The sequence below is a fragment of the Pseudomonas sp. AC463 genome (assembly GCF_979253585.1).
Map to the genome: position 1 here is coordinate 1 of NZ_CEEDDZ010000181.1, position 390 is coordinate 390.

1 protein-coding gene is annotated in these 390 nt (G+C 67.9%); it reads right to left on the reverse strand.

The genetic code is table 11. From position 1 onward, the window contains the following. The coding region (locus tag AC0IYH_RS29685) for a S16 family serine protease (RefSeq protein ID WP_471837653.1) at positions 1-390 on the reverse strand (390 nt) is incomplete at both ends.

The window sequence follows — 390 nt, forward strand, 5'->3', positions numbered from 1 at the left end:
GCGGCAGTGCCGCAAGCTCAACGGCATCGGTCCAGTCGATCGCCTCCAGCGGCTCGGTCAGCGCCAGCTTCAGCACCTCGTCGACATGACTGACAGGGATGATCGTCAGCCCTTCCTTCACATTGGCGGGAATGTCGGCGAGGTCCTTCTCATTCTCCTGCGGGATCAGCACCGTGGTGATGCCGCCGCGCAGCGCCGCGAGCAGCTTCTCCTTCAGCCCGCCGATCGGCAGCACGCGACCGCGCAGCGTCACCTCGCCGGTCATCGCGACCTCGCGCCGCACCGGCACGCCGGTCAACGTCGAGACCAGCGACGTGACGAGGCCGATGCCCGCCGACGGACCATCCTTCGGCACCGCGCCCTCGGGCAAATGGACGTGGACGTCCTTGC